Source organism: Delftia sp. GW456-R20 (genome assembly GCF_001622915.1).
Classification (GTDB): domain Bacteria; phylum Pseudomonadota; class Gammaproteobacteria; order Burkholderiales; family Burkholderiaceae_C; genus Comamonas; species Comamonas acidovorans.
Map to the genome: position 1 here is coordinate 815,458 of NZ_LWCN01000003.1, position 15,916 is coordinate 831,373.

The 15,916-nt window shown below is 70.3% G+C and carries 1 protein-coding gene (cut by a window edge); it reads right to left on the minus strand.

The features are described 5' to 3' along the window. Nucleotides 1–15,916, minus strand: partial view of a non-ribosomal peptide synthetase gene (locus tag A4F85_RS05035; RefSeq protein WP_063325845.1) — the 3' portion only. Its footprint extends 2,627 nt past the window's final position; 15,916 of the gene's 18,543 nt are visible here — the last part of the coding sequence; its start codon lies beyond the right edge, outside the window; it ends in the stop codon at nt 1–3.

Here is a 15,916-nt window from a genome sequence, read left to right on the forward strand (position 1 = left end):
TCAGTCCAGCGCGTACTCCAACGCCAATGCATCGAGGATTTCGGCCGTCAGCCCCTCGTTCCTCATGATGGTGTAGTGGTCGGCGCGGATCACCGCGCCCTCTGCCCTTTCGGCCCTTTCGGCACCCTCCTGGCGCAGCTGGTGCGCAAGCCGCAGCCGGTGCCCGGCCGCGGTTTCATCGCTCCACCAGAGGCTTGCCGCCGCTTGCACGGGCGCCAGGGCCTGCGCCTGCAGCGCCAGGTGCTTCAGGTGCAGGGTGGTCAGAAAGGCCTGGGCCAGGTCGGCGCCGTCCATGCAGGCATGGCCGCTGGGTCCCCCCGGTCCTTGCCTTGCAGCTTCGCGGCCCAGCGCGGCAGCCAGAAGATCGGCGCGGGGCGGCACCGATGCATCGATGTCCGCAAGGTCTTCGATGCGCGCCAAGGGCAGCATCTGCGAGACGAAGAGCCGGAAGTCATCCCACCACGACGGGGACCCGGCCGCATCGCCAGCAGGCACGAACGGATCCACCAGTCCCAGGAAACCCACCGTCTGTCCCTGGCCTTCGAGCCGGGCGGCGATCAAGGCCGCCAGGCTGCCGCCCAGGGACCAGCCGAGCAGGTGGTAGGGACCGGTGGGCTGTACCTGCCTCACCATCGCGCAGTAGTCGTCGGCCATCTGCTCCAGCGAGCGGTCGCGGTAGCCGGGATCGCCCAGGCTGCGGCAGGGTATGGCGTGGACGGTGCGCCGGTCCTGCAAGGCCCGCGCCAGCGGCTGGTAGTCAAATACCGTGCCGAACCCGGCATGCACGCAGAACAGCGGTGGCGCGGCTTCACACACGGCGTTGAGCGCCACGACGCCCCCAGATCCGCCGGCGCCGACTGAGCGAAGCTCCAGCAGGCCGGCAATGGTGGGCCGCTGCAGCAGGTCGCGCAGCTTGAAGTCCAACTGCGGATCGCCCAGCTTGCGCACCTTGGCGTGCATCCTGAGACTGAGCAGGGAGTCCCCGCCCAACTCGAAGAAGTTGTCGGTCTCGCCCACGCGTTCCACGCCAAGCACCTCCTGCCAGATGCGGGCCAGCGCCATGGCCGACGCTGTGGACGGTGGCACGTGAACCCGCCCGGCATCTGCCTGCGGCAGCGGCAGCGCACCACGGTCCAGCTTGCCGCTGACCAGTCTTGGCAAGGCGGGCAGGACCAGCGTATGGGCCGGCAGCATGTAGTCAGGCAGGTGCTCGCCTGTCTGCTGGCGGATGCGCTGGACCAGGGACTGCGCGGCGGTGCCCTCCTCGCCCACCACATAGGCCACCAGCTGCTTGCCTGTACCGGCATCCTGGACCAGCACGGCGGCATCGACCACGCCGGGCACGGCCCGGACGGCCTTCTCGACCTCGCCCAGCTCGATGCGGAAGCCCCGGATCTTGACCTGGTGGTCGGCCCGGCCTATGTACTCGATGTTGCCGTCCGGCATCTCGCGCACCAAGTCCCCCGTGCGGTAGAGGCGGCCGCCACCGCCGCCGAAGGGGTCGGCGACGAAGCGCTCGGCCGTCAGGCCGTGGCGCGACAGATAGCCGCGCGCCAGGCCATAGCCGCCGATGTACAGCTCGCCCACGACGCCGTGCGGCACCCGGTGCAGGTCGGCATCCAGGATGTGCACCGTGCGCTCGCCCACGGGCCGGCCGATGGGGGCGTAGGCGCAGTCGAAGGTCTCGCTGGCCTCGGCCTTCCAGATCAGCGGCGTCACCACCGTCTCGGTGGGGCCGTAGCCGTTGATGAGCAGGCGCGGGCGCAGGCTCTGGCGCACCTTGTCGTAGGCGGCCTTGGGCATGGACTCGCCACCGAAGACATACAACTCCACCGGCGGCGGCTCCTGCGACTGCTCTGCGGCCCAGTCCGCGATCTGCGCCAGATAGGCCGGCGGGAACGCGGCATTGGAGATGCCATGGTGGCGCAGGGCCTCGCAGGCCTGCTCCGCCGTCCACATCTGCGGCTCGCGCAGCACCAGGCCGGCGCCGATGCTCAGCGCCGTCAGCCAGCGCTCATGCGCGCCGTCGAAGGAGAAGGACATGAAATGCAGCTCGCGCGAGTTCGCCCGCATGCCGTAGATCCCGGCCGTGGCCGCGCAGTGCATGGACAGCGGCCCGTGCTCGACAACGACGCCCTTGGGCTGCCCGGTCGAGCCCGAGGTGTAGATCACATAGGCCAGGTCGCGCTCATGCACGGCATGGGCCGGCGCCGCGTTGCAGGCCTGGGTGAAGTCCACCTCCTCGGCCACCACCAGATGGGCCACGGCGGGCGTGCCCAGCTTGTGCAGCGCCGCCCTGTGGGCGATCAGGTGGGAGGCACCGCTGTCTGCCAGCATGAACCTCTGGCGTTCGGCCGGCGACGCCGGGTCCAGGGGCAGGTAGGCCGCACCCGCCTTGAGCACGGACAGCAGGCAGATCACCATTTCCAGCGAACGCTCCATGGCGATGCCGACGATGGCGCCGCGCCCCACGCCGGCCTGCACCAGGCGGTTGGCGAAATGGTTGCTGCGCGCCTGCAGCTCGCCATGGCTGATGGTTTGCTCGCCCATGACCAGCGCCACCGCACCCGGGTCCCGGCGCGCCTGCAGCGCCATGCCGGCATGCACGGGCAGGAACGGCGGGCGGCAGGCATCCGTGCCCATGCCCGTGCCTGTGCCCGCCGGCCCATCGCGGCCGGGCTCGGGCAGCAAGGCGATGTCCCGCAGGCAGTGCATGCCCTCGCTCGCCATGGACTCCAGCACCTGCACCAGTTGCCGCAGCAGGGCCTGCACGGTGTCATCGCCGAAGCTGCTCCGCTGGTAGATCATCTTGAGCGACAGCACATCGCCCAGCCGCACCTCCAGGTCCATGGGATAGGAGGTCACGTCGATGGCATGCGTCACCGCAAACCGCAGATGCGGGTCGTCATGCGCGGAGAGCACGGCATCCATGGGGTAGTTCTCGAACACCAGGATGCTGTCGAACAGGCCGCGCTGGCCCTTGCCCGCCCAGCGCTGGATGTCCGAAAGCGACGTCTGCTCATGCTCGCGCGAGGCCAGGTTCTGTGCCTGCAGCGTGCGCAGCCAGGGGCCCAGCTCCAGCGCGCCGTCGCAGGCCACGACCACCGGCAAGGTGTTGATGAACAGCCCCTGCATTCTTTCCACGCCGGCCAGCTCGGGCGGGCGGCCTGCCACCGTGGCCCCGAAGGCCACCGTGGCCTGGCCCGTGTACCGCGCCAGCACCAGCGACCATGCGGCCTGCACCAGGGTGTTGGCCGTCACGCGCTCGCGCTGGGCAAACTCCACCAGCTGCTGCGTGGCACCGGCCTCCAGCGCGGCGCCGGCCTCGTGGTGCCCCTGCCGGGCTGCAGGCAAGGCACCAGGCCGGGCAAGCGCATCCACCAGCAAGGTGGGCTCGTGCAGCGGCTGCACCAGGCGCCTCCAGTAGGCCTCGCTGGCCCCGTGGTCCAGGCCTTGCAGCCATGCGATGTAGTCGCGGTAGCTGGTGTCCACGGGCTCCACGGCAATGCCCTTGTAGTCGCGCAGCACCTCGCCCAGCAGGCTCGATGAACTCCATCCGTCCGTGAGCAGGTGGTGGGCGGTCCAGATGCAGTGGTGGCTGCCATCGGGCACCCGGACCAGGGCCAGCCGCATCAGCGGCGGCTTCCTGAGGTCGAAGGCCGCGAACTGCCCGGCGGCCAGCGCATCCAGGGCCCCCGCCACATCCTCGCTGTGCCGGCAGTCATGCTCGGTGATGTCCAGCAGGACCTGCCTGGCCACCCATTGCAGCGGCAGGGACGCATCGGCCAGGAAGCCGCTGCGCAGCACGGCATGGCGGTCCAGCACCGCCTGCCAGGCCTTTCGGAAGCGCGCGGCATCCAGGCCATGCGCGTCGATGCGCAGCTGGGTGACATAGGACAGCCCCGAGGGATCGGACAGGCTGTGGAACAGCATGCCCGACTGCATGGGAGACAGCGGATAGAGGTCCGCCAGATTGCCCGCAGGCAGGTCCAGGCCGTCCAGCTGCGCCTGCGTGACCCGGGCCAGCGGGAAGTCCGAGGGCGTCACCCCCTGCGCGCCGCTCAGGCAGTGGTCGATCAGGCCTTCCAGCTCCTGCCGGTAGCGCCCCATCCAGGCCTGCACATCGGCGGTGTCATGGCGGGCCGTGCTGAAGGCGGCCGTCATCACCAGCTCGCCGTCGTACACGCGGCCATTGATGGTGAACTCGTGCGACAGCGGCGCCGAGGCGTCGGCCGGCATGCCGCTGCCCTCGGCAGCCGGCAACCATTGAGCCGCGCTGTCAAAGCTTGCGTCGAACTGCCCCAGGTAGTTGAAGACCAGGCTGGCCTGGGGCAAGGCCCGCATGGCCTGCCTTTGCTGCGCCGTGCCCAGGTACTTGAGCACGCCATGGCCCAAGCCGTGCAGCGGCACTTCACGCAGGCTTTGCTTGACGCGCTTGAGCGCGTCGCCAGGGCCTGTGCCTGCATCGAGCGCCACCGGGAAGACGCTGGTGAACCAGCCCACGGTGCGCGAGACGTCCACGCCGGCCGACAGCTCCTCGCGGCCATGGCCCTCCAGGTCCACGAGGATGCGCTGCTGCCCGCTCCACGCGCACAGGGCGCGCCCCAGGGCGGCCAGCAGGATGTCGTTGATCTGCGTCCTGTAGGCCGCCGGCACGCGGCTGATCAGGGCCTCGGTGCGCTCGCGGTCCAGCCGCAGCTCGACGCTGGACTGCCATGCCAGGGTGTTGGCCCCCTCGGGGCGGGCACAGGGCAGGACGGCCGGCACCTGGGCCAGCGCCTGCCAGAAGGCCAGCTCGCCGCCGCATTGCGCGGCATGGGCCTGCAGCGCCTGCGACCAGCGCTGGTAGCTGGCGGTCTTGTGGACCCTGGCGGGCTCCAGGCCCTGCAGCCGGCTGGCATAGGCCGAACGCAGGTCTTCGAGCAGGATGCGCCAGGAGACCCCATCGACGACCAGATGGTGGGCCACCAGCAGCAGGCGCCAGCTGCCGTCGCCCACCTCGATGCACAGCCCGCGCAGCAGCGGCCCGTGGACGATGTCCAGGCTGCGCTGCGCCTGTTCGCACAAGGCCTCGATCGCGCCGACATCCCGTGCCTGGCGCACCCACAGCAGTTCCTGCAGGTCGGCCTCGGACGGGCTTGCGTAGGCCTGCTCCCAGGCGCCCTGCGCCGTGGGGCGAAAGCGCAGGCGCAGGCTGTCGTGCCGGGCCAGCAGGTCGGCCAGGGCCTGGCGCAGCGGCGCAGGCTGCAGCGGCTGCGTGCTGCGCAGCAGCAGGGCCTGGTTCCAGTGGGATCGCTGCGGCACGTCCGTTTCGAAGAACTCCGCCTGAATGGGCAGCAGGGGAACGCTCCCTTGGACCGGGGTCTCCTGCTCCACGGCATCGTCCTGCACGGGCTCGGCCACACGCGCCAGCTCGGCAATGCTTTGCCGCTCGAACAGCTGCCTTGGCGACAGCTTCCAGCCGAAGCGGCGCAGGCGCGAGACGATCTGCAGGCTGAGGATGGAATCACCGCCCAGCGCGAAGAAGTTGTCGCTGCGCCCCACCCGCTCCAGGCCCAGCACCTCGGCCCAGATACGGGCCAGCAGCGTCTCCAGTTCGCCCTCTGGCGCCTGGCTGGCGGCTGGCATGCCGAACGCGGGCAGGGCCTGCCGGTCCAGCTTGCCGTTGGCGTTCTGCGGCAACTGGTCCAGCACCATGATGGCGCCCGGCACCATGTAGTCGGGCAGTACCGTGGCCAGGCGCTCGCGCATCTCCTGCTCGTCCAGGGTCCGCCCGCTGCGGGCAGACACATAGGCCAGCAGTCGGGTGCCCGCCGGTCCCTCGCCGGCCACGACCACGGCCTCGCGCACATCGTCCAGCGCCAGCAGTTGCGCCTGCACCTCGCCCAGCTCGATGCGCAGGCCGCGGATCTTGACCTGGTGGTCCACCCGCCCCAGGTACTCCAGCTGGCCCTGCGCATTCCAGCGCACCAGGTCGCCCGTGCGATAGAGTCTTGCGCCATCGCGGCCGAAGGGGTCGGCGACAAAGCGCTCCGCGCTGAGCCCTGCCCGGTTCAGGTAGCCGCGCGACAGCAGGAGGCCGCCTATGCACAGCTCGCCGGCCACGCCCAGGGGCACGGGGCGCATCCGGTCGTCCACCGCCCACATGTGCCGGCCCACCAGAGGCCGGCCTATGGGAAGGTCCTGGGGCGCCGCGCCGGCGCCTTCCACCAGGCCCGTGCAGTCGAAGAGGGAGGCCGTGACGGTGGCCTCGGTCGGGCCATAGGCATTGAGCAGCCTCACATGGCCCAGCCCGGCATCGCGCCAGGCCTGCAGGCCGGCGCCCGGCATGGCCTCGCCGCCCACATGCACCTGCCTGAGCCGCCCGTACCCGCGCAGGCCCTGGCGCGCGAAATCCTGGACCAGCAGCAGCCAGTAGGCGGTGGTCAGATCGGCCACGCTGATCTGCCTGGCTATGAGTTCCCTGTGGAAGGTGGCGCTGTCCCAGAGTTCGGGCCCGCGCAGCACCATGGCCGCGCCGGCCACCAGCGGCGCGAACAGTTGCTCGATGCAGCCATCGAAATTCAGCGTGGCGAACTGCAGCACGCGGTCCTGCGGCGACAGCGCGGCAAAGCCGACGGCCAGCTGCGCCTGTTCGGCCAGGCAGCGGTGGGAGATGCCCACGCCCTTGGGGCGGCCGGTGGAGCCCGAGGTGTAGATCACATAGGCCAGGCATTCACCATGCACGGCGGCGCCGGGGTTGTGGTCGGGCCCCGGCATCGCGCCGATGGCATCCAGGTCCAGCGCCTTCACGCGACCGGCCACCTCCAGCCCCAGGCGGGACTGCGTGAGCAGGCAGGCCATGCCGCTGTCCTCGACCATGTGGGCCAGGCGCTCGGCCGGATAGCCGGGGTCCAGGGGCACATAGGCCGCGCCCGACTTGAGCACGGCCAGCACGGCAACCACCATCTCCACCGAGCGTTCCACCGCAATGCCCACGCGCACCTCCGCGCCCACTCCCTCGGCGATCAGGCGGTGCGCAAGGCGGTTGGCACGCCGGTTGAGCTGCGCATAGCTGATGCATTCGTCGCCAAAGACCAGGGCCGTGGCCTGGGGCCGCTCGTCCACCTGCTGCTCGAACAGCCTGTGCACCAGGGGCTGGGCGTCGCGGCTCTGCGGGTTGCATCCAGACTGCACCGATTGCGCCCATTGCGTCAGCTGCGCCCATTCATCCCGGTCCAGCAGCTCGATATCGCAGGCCGGCAGCGCGGGCGTTTCGGCCAGGGCCGCAACAATGCCTTCCACGGCGGCCAGCATGTAGGCGCACAGGCGCTGCGCGCCCACGGTCTTGCTGGCCTGCCCGACCAGGCGAAAGCCCTGGCCCAGGTCATCGATGGACATGTCCACCGGGTAGTTGGTGCGCTCCTGCCCGCCCAGGGCCGTCATGCCCTCCCACGCGCCCGAGCCTGCGTCCGCTGCGGCGCCCTCTTGCGGCGCCACGCTGTAGCGGTAGTTGAGCAGGGCCGAGAACAGCGGCGTTCCCCCCGCCACAGCGCTGCAGCGCTGCGCCAGCGACAGCGTGGCGTGCTCGTGGTGCATCAGCCCCGTCAGCAGCTCATGCGTCTGGCGCAGGCATTCCTGCACGCTGCGCCCGCCCAGCCGTATGCGCAGCGGCAGCGTGTTGATGAACATGCCCAGCGCACTGTGCGCGCCCTCCCCGCCCTGCATGCGGCCAAAGAGCACGGTGCCGAACACCACGTCGTCCTTGCCCGTGGTCCTGCCCAGCACCAGAGCCCAGGCCAGGTGGAACAGGCTGGCCGCACTCACCCCATGGCGCTGCGCCTGCCGGCGCAGCTCGCGCGACAGCGGTGCATCCAGCGCAAGCCTGGCCTCCTCCACCGCGCTGCCGTCGCCCTGCACATCCAGCAGGCCAAACGGCGCCGTGGGCTCATTCACATCGCCGAGCATGGCGCGGAAGAAGTCCTCATGCTCCCGGGTGCTCACGCCCAGCCGGGCCTGGGCCACGAAGCGCCTGAACGGCAAAGGCCTCGGCAGCTCCGCCTCGCGGCCCTGGGCCATCAGCGCGATCTCCTCGACGATGCGCTCCAGCGTCGTGTGGTCCAGCACAAGGTGATGCGTCAGCAGCTGCAGCAGCCAGCGTCCGTTGGGCGCATCCTGCGCCGCCACGGCGCGGATCATGGGCGCACGGCGCACATCGATGCGCTGCACGCGCGGGTCCAGCCGCTGCTGCAGTGCGGCGGCCACATCGCCTTCGTCCTCGCTTTCACCAAGCTCCAGCCAGTCGACCAGCACCTGTGCCTGCCGCCAGACCACCTGCACGGGCTCGGCCAGCCCTTCCCACAGCACGGCCGTGCGCAGGATGTCGTGGCGTGCGATGACCTGGTTGAGCCGCTGCACAAAGCCCAGCAGCCGCTCGCGCGTGTCAAAGCCCAGCAGCGTGGGCGTGGCGTAGGCGTCGCCCTGCTGGTGCAGGGTGTGGTGGAACAGAATGCCTTCCTGCAGCGGCGCCAGCGGATAGATGTCCTGGATGTTGGCCGCGCCACCGGGCACGGCGGCCTCGACCCGCGCGATCTCCTGCACGTCCAGCGCCACCAGCGTCAGCATGGCGGGCGTGATGGCCGTGCAGCCTTCGGGGATGCCGTTGGGCGGCACCTGCACCTGGGCGGCGCCATCCGCCTGCATCAGCTGCGCCGCAAAATCCGCCAGCTGCGGATGCTGGAACAGGCTGCGCACCGAGGCCGACAGGCCATGCGCGCGCATGCGTTCCAGCATGCCCATGGCCAGCAGCGAGTGTCCGCCCAGCTCGAAGAAGTTGTCACGCCGCCCCACGCGGTCCTGCCCCAGAAGCTCGGCCCATATCGCCGACAGCTGTTGCTCGACCCCGTTGTGCGGCGGCTCGTATCCACGCTGCGCCCATTCGGGCTGCGGCAGGGCCTTGCGGTCCACCTTGCCGTTGGCATTGAGCGCAAGCGCAGGCAGCACGACGATGGCCGAAGGCTGCATATAGTCCGGCAGCCGCCCGGCCAAAGCCTGGCGCAAGGTTTCGGCCAGCCCCGCATCGGCGTCCGGACCGGCCACATAGGCGACAAGGCGCGCGCCCGCCGCGCCCGACGTGGCTTGCGCCGCGACCACCACGGCCTCGCGCACGCCGGGCTGGGCCAGCAGATGGGCCTCGATCTCGCCCAGCTCGATGCGCAGGCCGCGGATCTTCACCTGGTGGTCCAGGCGGCCCAGGTACTCGATCTGGCCTTCGCCGTTCCAGCGCACCAGGTCGCCCGTGCGGTACAGCAGGCCGCCCTGCGTGTCCAGCGGGTCGGCCACAAAGCGCTCGGCCGTCAGTGCGGGGCGGTTCAGATAGCCGCGCGCCAGACCCATGCCGCCCAGGTACAGCTCGCCGGCCACGCCCTGTGGCGCCGGCCGCATGGCGCAGTCCAGCACATAGGTGCGGATGCCGCTGATGGGCTGGCCGATGGGAACCTGGCGCCGCCCGTCGTCGCGGCAGCGCCAGTGGGTGACGTCGATGGCCGCCTCGGTCGGGCCATAGAGGTTGTAGAGACCGGCCCCGGGCAGGAGCCCGAAGACGGCGTTCTGCGCCTCGGCCGGCAGGGCCTCGCCGCTGCACAGAATGCGCCTGAGGCCCGTGCATGCCGCCACGCCCGCATGCGCCACAAAGGCCTGCAGCATGGAAGGCACGAAGTGCACGGTTGTGACGCCATGGCCCGTGATCAGCGCCACCAGCCTTGCGGGGTCACGGTGATCGCCAGGCGCGGCCATCACCAGCCGGGCGCCGGCCATCAGGGGCCAGAAGAACTCCCAGACCGACACATCGAAGCTGAACGGTGTCTTTTGCAGCACGGCGTCCGAGGCATCGAGCGTATGGGCCTGCTGCATCCAGGCCAGCCGGTTGTGCAGGGCCGCATGCCGGTTGGCCGCGCCCTTGGGGCGGCCCGTGGAGCCCGAGGTGAAGATCACATAGGCCAGATGCTCCCCATGCACGGCAACCACCGGGTTGCGCTGCGATTCACCGGCCAGATCGATGCGGTCGATGACCAGCCACTGCAGATCCTCGCCTGCGGGCAGGCGCTCGCGCAGCGCGCTGTGGGTGAGCAGGCGCCGCACGGCGCCGTCTTCGATCATCTGGGCCAGCCGTTCGGGCGGGTGATCGGGGTCTAGGGGCACATAGGCGCCACCGGCCTTCATGATGGCCAGCAGGCCCACCACCATCTCGATGGACCGCTCCATGGCGATGCCCACCCGGGTCTCCGGCCTCACGCCCAATGCCATCAGCCGGTGCGCCAACTGGTTGGCGCGGCGGTTGAGCTGGTCGTAGCTCAGCACCTGATCGCCAAAGACCAGCGCCACGGCATCCGGCCGTGCCTGGGCCTGGCGCTCGATCAGCTGGTGCACGGGCTTCATTCCGGGTTCGGCTCGGGCGCCCAGGCTCCAGGCCTGCAGCTGCGCCCATTCCTTGCCGTCCAGCATGTCCAGCGCCGCAGCCTCCAGGCCGGGCTCGCTTTCCAGCGCGTGGACCAGGGAGGCCACGGCCGCCGCCATGTATCCACACAGCCGTTCAGCCCCCAGAGCAGCATCGGCCTGGGCCACGATGCCAAAGCCTTCGCCCAGGTCGTCGATGGACACGGTCACGGGATAGTTGGTGCGCTCCTGCCCGCCCAGCGCCGTCATGCCTTCCCACGCGCCCGCTGCGCCCCCCTCCTGCGGCGCCACGCTGTAGCGGTAGTTGAGCAGGGCAGAGAACAGCGGCGTTCCCCCCGCCACAGCGCTGCAGCGCTGCGCCAGCGACAGCGTGGCGTGCTCGTGGTGCATCAGCCCCGTCAGCAATTCATGCGTCTGGCGCAGGCATTCCTGCACGCTGCGCCCGCCCAGCCGACCGCCCAGCCGACCGCCCAACCGTATGCGCAGCGGCAGCGTGTTGATGAACATGCCCAGCGCGCTGTGCGCGCCCTCCCCGCCCTGCATGCGGCCAAAGAGCACGGTGCCGAACACCACGTCGTCCTTGCCCGTGGTTCTGCCCAGCACCAGCGCCCAGGCCAGGTGGAACAGGCTGGCCGCACTCACCCCATGGCGCTGCGCCTGCCGGCGTACGCTGCGCGCCAGGGGCTCGTCCAAGGCCAGCCTGGCCTCCTCCACCGCGCTGCCGTCGCCCTGCACATCCAGCAGGCCAAACGGCGCCGTAGGCTCATCCACATCGCCGAGCATGGCGCGGAAAAAATCCTCATGCTCGCTGGTGCTCACGCCCAGGCGCGCCTGGGCCACGAAGCGCCTGAACGGCAAAGGCCTCGGCAGCTCCGCCTCGCGGCCCTGGGCCATCAGCGCGATCTCCTCGACGATGCGCTCCAGCGTCGTGTGGTCCAGCACCAGGTGGTGGGTCAGCAGCTGCAGCAGCCAGCGCCCATTGCGCGCATCCTGCGCCGCCACGGCGCGGATCATGGGCGCGCGGCGCACATCGATGCGCTGCACGCGCGGGTCCAGCACGGCCTGCAGCCGGCTGGCCACGTCCGCAACCTCCCCTTCGCTACCCTTTTCGCTCTCGTCCAGCCAGTCGAGCAGCACCTGCGCCTGCCGGCAGACCACCTGCACGGGCTCGGCCAGCCCTTCCCACAGCACGGCCGTGCGCAGGATGTCGTGGCGTGCGATGACCCGGTTCAGGTGGGCCACAAAGCCCAGCAGCCGCTCGCGCGTGTCGAAGCCCAGCAGCGTGGGAGTGGCATAGGCGTCGCCCTGCTGGTGCAGGGTGTGGTGGAAAAGAATGCCTTCCTGCAGCGGCGCCAGCGGATAGATGTCCTGGATGTTGGCCGCGCCGCCGGGCACGGCGGCCTCAACCCGTGCAATCTCCTGCGCGTCCAGTGCCACCAGTGTCAGCATGTCGGGCGTGATGGCCGTGCATCCTTCGGGGATGCCGTTGGGCGGCACCTGCACCTCATGCCGGGGCAGGCCCTGCTCGCGGCGCAGCGCCAGCGCCAGATCCGCCAGCCGGGGGTGCTGGAACAGCGTGCGCACCTGCGTCACCCAGCCCTGGGCGCGCATGCGCTCCAGCAGCTTCAGGGCTAGCAGCGAGTGCCCGCCCAGCTCAAAGAAATGGTCCTGGCGCCCCACGCGCTCCACGCCCAGCACCTCGCTCCAGAGTGCGGCCAGACGCTGCTCGCCGTCGCCCACGGGCGCCTCGTAGTGCAGGCTGGCCAGCAGTTCAGGCTCGGGCAAGGCGGCCCTGTCCACCTTGCCGTTGGCATTCAGGGGAAGGCGGTCCAGCACCATGATGGCGGCCGGCACCATGTAGTCCGGCAGTTCAAGGGCCAGGCGCTCGCGCAGTTCGGCCGCCGTGACCTGCTGCCCTTCATGCGCCGAGACATAGGCCGCCAGGTGCATTCCGGCAGAGCCCTTGCGGGCCACGACCACGGACTCCCGCACCTGGGGCTGGGCCAGCAGCCGGGCCTCGATCTCGCCCAGCTCGATGCGAAAGCCCCGGATCTTCACCTGGTGGTCCAGGCGCCCCAGGTACTCCAGCTGGCCTTCATCGTTCCAGCGCACCAGGTCGCCCGTGCGGTACAGGCGGCCGCCGCCCTGGTCGAACGGGTCGGCGACGAAGCGCTCGGCGCTCAGGCCGGGGCGGCCCAGGTAGCCCTGCGCCAGCGCCTGCCCGCCCAGATAGAGTTCGCCGGCCACACCTGCGGGAACCAGTCCCAGATCCTGGCCCAGCACCAGGGCCTTGGTCGCGCTGACGGGGCGCCCGATGGGGACCGGGCTGCGGCCATCGTCGCGGCAGGTCCAGTGCGTCACGTGGATGGCGGCCTCGGTCGGGCCGTAGAGGTTTTGCAGGCTGACGCCGTGCAGGCGGCGCAGGGCCTCGCGCTGTGTCTCGGCCGGCATGGCCTCGCCGCCGCAGATCACATAGCGCAGGCGGGTCTCCTCCTCGATGCCTTCATGGGCCAGAAACGCCTGCAGCATGGCCGGCACGAAGTTCAGCGTGGTGATCTGGTGGCGGCGGATCAGCGCGACGATGCGCTCGGGATCGCGGTGGTCGCCGGGCCGGGCCACCACCAGGCGCACGCCTGCGGTCAGGGGCCAGAAGATTTCCCAGGCCGAGACATCGAAGCCGAAGGCCGCCTTGTGCAGCACCGCGTCGGCCCGCGTGAGCCGGTAGTGGTCCTGCATCCAGGCCATGCAATTGGACAGCGCGGCATGCCGGTTGGCCGCCCCCTTGGGCCGGCCGGTGGAGCCCGAGGTGTAGATCACATAGGCCAGATGGTCGCCATGGACCGCCACGCCGGGATTGTGGTCAGGCCCCGCGTCCAGGTCCAGGCCGTCGAGCTCGACCACGTTCAGCGCCTGCGCGAACGGCAGGCGCTCGCGTGCCTTGCGCTCGGTCAGCAGCAGGGCAATGCCGCTGTCCTGGGCAATGTGGGCCAGGCGGTCCACCGGATACTCCATGTCCAGCGGCACGTAGGCGCCGCCGGCCTTGAGCACCGCCAGCAGTCCCGCCACCATGTCCACCGAGCGCTCCAGCGCAACGCCCACGCGCACGTCCGGCCCCACGCCCAGGGCCATCAGCCGGTGGGCCAGCCGGTTGGCACGGGCGTTGAGCTGGGCCGAGGTCAGCGCCTCGTCGCCATGGACCAGGCAGACGGCATCGGGCTGCTCCCGCACGCGGGCCTCGAATTCCCGGTGCACGGGCAGGGCCTCAGGATGGGACTTGCCATTGAGGCTCCACTGCAGCAGCCTGTCCCGTTCATGCGCGGGCAGCACCGCAATCGCGGTCACGGGCTGGCCGGGGTCGCGCGCCAGGGCATCGGCCAGGCCGTCCAGCGCCTCGTGCATGTAGCCGCACATGCTGTGGGCATTCACCGCATCGATCACATGCGCAATCAACGTGAAGCCCTCGCCCGTGTCGTTGACCGACAGGCCGAACGGGAAGTTGGTGCGCTCGTGGCTTTGCAGTATCTGCACGCCGGTCCAGGCATCGCCAGCGTCCGCGTCCTGCAGCGCCGTGTGCCGGTAGTTGAGCAGGGCCGTGAACAGCGGCGCCCCGCCGGCCAGGCCGCTGCAGGACTGGGCCATCGACAGGCTGGCATGCTCGTGGTGCAGCAGGTCCGTCAGCGCGGCCTGGGTCTGGCGCAGGGCCTGGGCCACGCCACAACCGGCCAGGCGAACGCGCAGCGGCAACGTGTTGATGAACATGCCCAGCGCGCGGGCCGCGCCCTGCTGCGCCTGCATGCGGCCAAACAGCACGGTGCCGAACACCACGTCGTCCCTGCCGCTGGTCCTGGCCAGCACCAGGGCCCAGGCCAGGTGGAACAGCGCTGCGGCGCTGACGCCGTGGCGCCTGGACTGCTGCCGCAACCGGGCGGCAAGGCCGCCGTCAAGCACCTGCCGCACCTCGTTCGTGCGCGCTCCGTCGCCCTGGACATCGAGCAGCCCGAAGGGCGCCGTGGGCTCCTGCACATCGCCCAGCATGGCGCGAAAGAACGCCTCATGCCCGGCCGTGCCCTCGCCCGAACGCGCCTGGGCCACAAAGTGGCGGAACGGCAGCGGCCGGGGCAGCGCGCTGGAGCGGCCCTGCTGGATCAGCGCGATCTCGCCGATCACCTGCTTGAGCGTGGTGTTGTCGTCCACCATGTGGTGGGCCAGGATCTGCAGCAGCCAGCGCTGGCCCGGCGCGTCGTACGCGGCCAACAGGTGGATCAGCGGCGCCTTGCGCAGGTCGATGCGGTAGCCCTGTGCGCAGGCGGCCAGCCGGGCCAGCGCGTCCTGCGCGTCCTGCGCGTCCTGCGCGTCCTGCGATGGTGCCGCTGTTCCGCCCTCCTCCAGCCAGGACAGCGGCAGACGGGCCTGCCGGCAGACGACCTGCACGGGCGTCGCCAGGCCCTCCCAGAACACGGCCGTGCGCAGGATGTCATGGCGCGCGACCACCTGGTCAAAGCTCTCGGCAAACCGCTGCAGCCGCTCGCGCGAGTCAAAGCACAGCGTGTGCGAGGTGACATAGGCATCGCCCTCGGACTGCAGCAGGTGGTGGAACAGAATTCCCTCCTGCAGCGGCGCCAGCGGATAGATGTCCTGAATATTGGCTGCGCCACCGGGCACCGCAGCGGCAATGCGTGCAATCTCATCCTCATCCAGCGCCACAAGGGTCAGCATGTCCGGCGTAATCGCCGTGCAGCCTTCGGGGATGCCGTTGGGCGGCACATCGATCTCGCCGGCTACCTGCTCCCCTTGCTCACCCTGCTGCTCCTGCAGCACCGCCTGCGCAAACTCCGCCAGCCTCGGGTGCTGGAACAGCGTGCGCACCTGCACGCGCAGGCCCTGGGCGCGCACGCGCTCCAGCAGGCCCAGGGCGAGCAGCGAATGCCCGCCCAGCTCGAAGAAGCCGTCCTGCCGGCCCACGCGATCCACGCCCAGCACCTCGGCCCAGATCTGCGCCAGCGTTTCTTCGAGTTCACCTTGCGGTGCCTCGTATTCCTGCGCACTCGCCATCTCCGGCTCGGGCAGCGCCTTGCGGTCCACCTTGCCGTTGGCCGTCAAAGGCAGGGCGTCGAGCACGACGATGGCCGAGGGCACCATGTAGTCGGGCAGCACCTGGCCCAGTCGTCCCTTGAGCAGACCCTCTGCGATTTCTGCATTCAGCGACACATAGGCGATCAGTCTGGCACCGCCCGCCCCCTCCCTGGCCAGCACCACCGCCTCACGCACTTCAGGCTGGGCCAGCAGTTGCGACTGCACCTCGCCCAGCTCGATGCGGAAGCCCCGGATCTTGACTTGCTGGTCGGCACGGCCCAGGTATTCGAGTTCGCCCTGTGCACTCCAGCGCACCAGATCGCCTGTGCGGTACAGGCGCTCGCCCGTCTCGCTGAACGGGTTGGCAATGAAGCGCTCTGCCGTCAGCCCTTGCCTGTTGAGATAGCCG